This window comes from Vibrio sp. OPT46 (genome assembly GCF_015163535.1).
Classification (GTDB): domain Bacteria; phylum Pseudomonadota; class Gammaproteobacteria; order Enterobacterales; family Vibrionaceae; genus Vibrio; species Vibrio alginolyticus.
This window is the reverse complement of sequence record NZ_JADDYG010000898.1, coordinates 47,845-50,392: the sequence shown is the minus strand read 5'-3', so window position 1 is coordinate 50,392 and position 2,548 is coordinate 47,845. Positions and strand designations below refer to the sequence as shown.

Genomic DNA, 2,548 nt, shown 5'->3' with positions numbered 1-2,548 from the left:
CCGAAATGTGATTGAGCAGCCAAAATTTAGCTTAAGAATTTACATGTGGAAAAGTAAACGTCACTGACATGGAATCCTGTTCTCAAATTGAAAGATAACGATATCTTAACCTCGTCAATATTATGCAGTATCGTATTGCAAGATATTGATTTTAATTTTGTTTTTATCTTATTAATAATCATGGAGAATGAGTGGAGGTTTGTTGGGGATAAATGGAGAGGAATCGTGCTAAGGGTGGAAGAAGTTCTGTCTAAAGGGCGGAGTGTACCGCCCTCTGGATGGTGTTATTTCGGCATTATGACAGTATCAATCACGTGAATGACACCGTTTTTAGCTTTCACATCGGTTGCGATGACATTTGCATCGTTAACCATGACTTTATCGCCCATGGTTTTAATCATCACATCTTGCCCCTGAACCGTAGTCGCTTTGTCTAGCTTAACAACATCGGCAGCCATCACTTTCCCTGGGACGACGTGATAAGTCAAAACAGATACTAACTTGTCTTTGTTTTCCGGCATTAAGAGCATGTCGACTGTGCCGTCTGGCAGTTTTGCAAAAGCGTCATCCGTTGGTGCAAAAACAGTAAATGGGCCTTCCCCTTTGAGAGTGTCAACCAGGCCCGCTGCTTTCACCGCAGCAACAAGCGTATTGAAAGAGCCGTTTTCAGCGGCAACGTCGACAATATCGGCTTTCATCATGCCATGCTCATGAGCCTTGACGGGAAGCATAAAAGATAATGTCGCCATCAGTGTAGCCGCGATAACTAAGATACGTTTGAACATAGTGTGTTCCTTACTAGTTGAGGGTACAACGGGTTCCCTGGAGTGTGTTTGCATTTGTACGCATTGTCATTGAAAGATGATCATCGCGTCCTACTTTCTTTTGAGGGTCTAACATGTCGCGCAAGAATTCGTCTGCCTTCTTGTTTCACATCGGCTCGTTTCCGCCACGTCCATAAGCGCTCTCTTGCTGCCTTAGCTGCGTTGTCTGGTGCGATAATAGGTGCAAGGTAACGGCTATCTGGCTGCAATTGATACATGACAGCTTCCATTTGGGTCATTGTCCAGGGCTCGAATAAAAGAGGGGGAGGAACCATTTGTAACTCAGGTACCCACTTGTAGATGAACGTACCGTTAGGATCATGTTCTTGGGCTTGCTTGATCGGATTATAAATACGGATTGTGTTAGTCCCGGTTACTCCTGCTTGCATTTGGAATTGTGGGTAATGAATTCCGGGCTCAAAGTCGAGAAACAGTTGCGCTAAATGCGTTACACCTACTCGCCAATTCATGTTCATGTGGTGAGTAAGAAAGCTAACCAGCATGGCACGCATGCGAAAGTTAATGTAACCAGTGTGGTGCAAACAGCGCATGCAGGCATCAATCAAAGGTACGCCAGTATGCCCGGATTTCCATGCTGCTAACTTTTCTTCATCGAAAGTACTACTTTGTTTAATCAATGGTTCGTAAGCCCGATTAACGCAGTAAAACTCCATGTCGTATTCCGATTCGAATTTTTGGATGAAGTGACAGTGCCAATGAAGCCGTGAAGACAATGCAATTAAGCTGCGACGAAACCCAGCGACTTGCCAGTGTTTCAAAAGGTATTGATACACTTCACGCAAGGATATGTTACCCCAAGCGAGATATGGAGAAAGTCGAGTACAGGCTGTGCGTGAGGCTGTGGGACTAGAAATGCTTCGATAGTAATCACGACCTCGACGATGAAAAAAGTCCTCTAGTGTTTTCCAAGCGAGCCGGCTTCCTCCCGTTTGCATTCCTTTGCATTTTGATAGCCAGGATGATGGTGGCGAAAACGAACAGCCGAGAGCTTCTGCATCCAATGAATGCAATAAGTCGGTTTGGAGCTCAATAGGGCTTATTGAGGCTCTCATGACAGAGTCCCAATGTTTGTCCCAACCTTGCCGGTTTATTGCACCTCTGATTACAGCACCGTGTTCGAATTCAAACCAGTCGATGTTATGCTCATACAGCCAAGCGGCAACTTGTCGGTCTCGTTCAAAGGTGCAGTTGAGTCCTATTTCTTGGTGAGAAAAAACAGCGTTGATTTGATATTGCGCTTGAATTGATTGGAAACATGCTAAGGCATCGTCAAACAGCACCGTGATTCGATGCCCATACGCTTTGAGCGTCTCATCCATGTCTTGCAGTGATTGCCAAACAAATCGCCAGTGGCGCTCAGAATAGTGTGGGTTGTTCAATAGCAATGGTTCAACAATATACAAAAGCACAGTTGGGTGCTTTGTTGATAATGCTTGAGTTAGTGGTTGATGGTCAGTCAGCCTTAAATCTCGCTTTAACCACACGACATTGATTGTTTGCATCGGAATCCTCTTTGTTTCCGATGTTGTACGCAAGTAAACCGAAGAAATCTCATCCAATGATCGGTTTTATTCCACAAAACGTAGAGGTAACTTTTAGGGAGGTGACACATGGCAATAGCATTGAGTAAGTTACAAAAATACTTCTATGTGGACAAATTGGTCATTCATTCGCTTGATCTCGCATTGTATCAGGCATCTGTT

Annotated in this window: 3 protein-coding genes; 1 reads left to right on the top strand and 2 read right to left on the bottom strand. The window is 44.4% G+C overall.

Annotation, left to right across the window (positions count from 1 at the left end):
• Window positions 1–284 precede the first annotated feature (284 nt).
• Both IQR33_RS31665 and IQR33_RS31660 read right to left on the bottom strand, forming a co-directional pair.
• Window positions 285–785 (bottom strand): fasciclin domain-containing protein, encoded by a 501-nt coding sequence (locus tag IQR33_RS31665; protein ID WP_005384595.1) that lies wholly within the window; start codon window positions 783–785, stop codon window positions 285–287.
• A gap of 80 nt (window positions 786–865) precedes the next feature.
• Complete coding sequence (locus IQR33_RS31660) at window positions 866–2,347, bottom strand: cryptochrome/deoxyribodipyrimidine photo-lyase family protein (RefSeq protein ID WP_065275505.1); 1,482 nt, start codon at window positions 2,345–2,347, stop codon at window positions 866–868.
• 108 nt (window positions 2,348–2,455) lie between these two features.
• On the opposite strand from IQR33_RS31660, the gene IQR33_RS35050 reads away from it, so the two are divergent.
• Window positions 2,456–2,548, top strand: a 93-nt coding sequence (locus IQR33_RS35050; RefSeq protein WP_228014256.1) for a DUF6482 family protein, incomplete at its 3' end; no start/stop codon positions are given.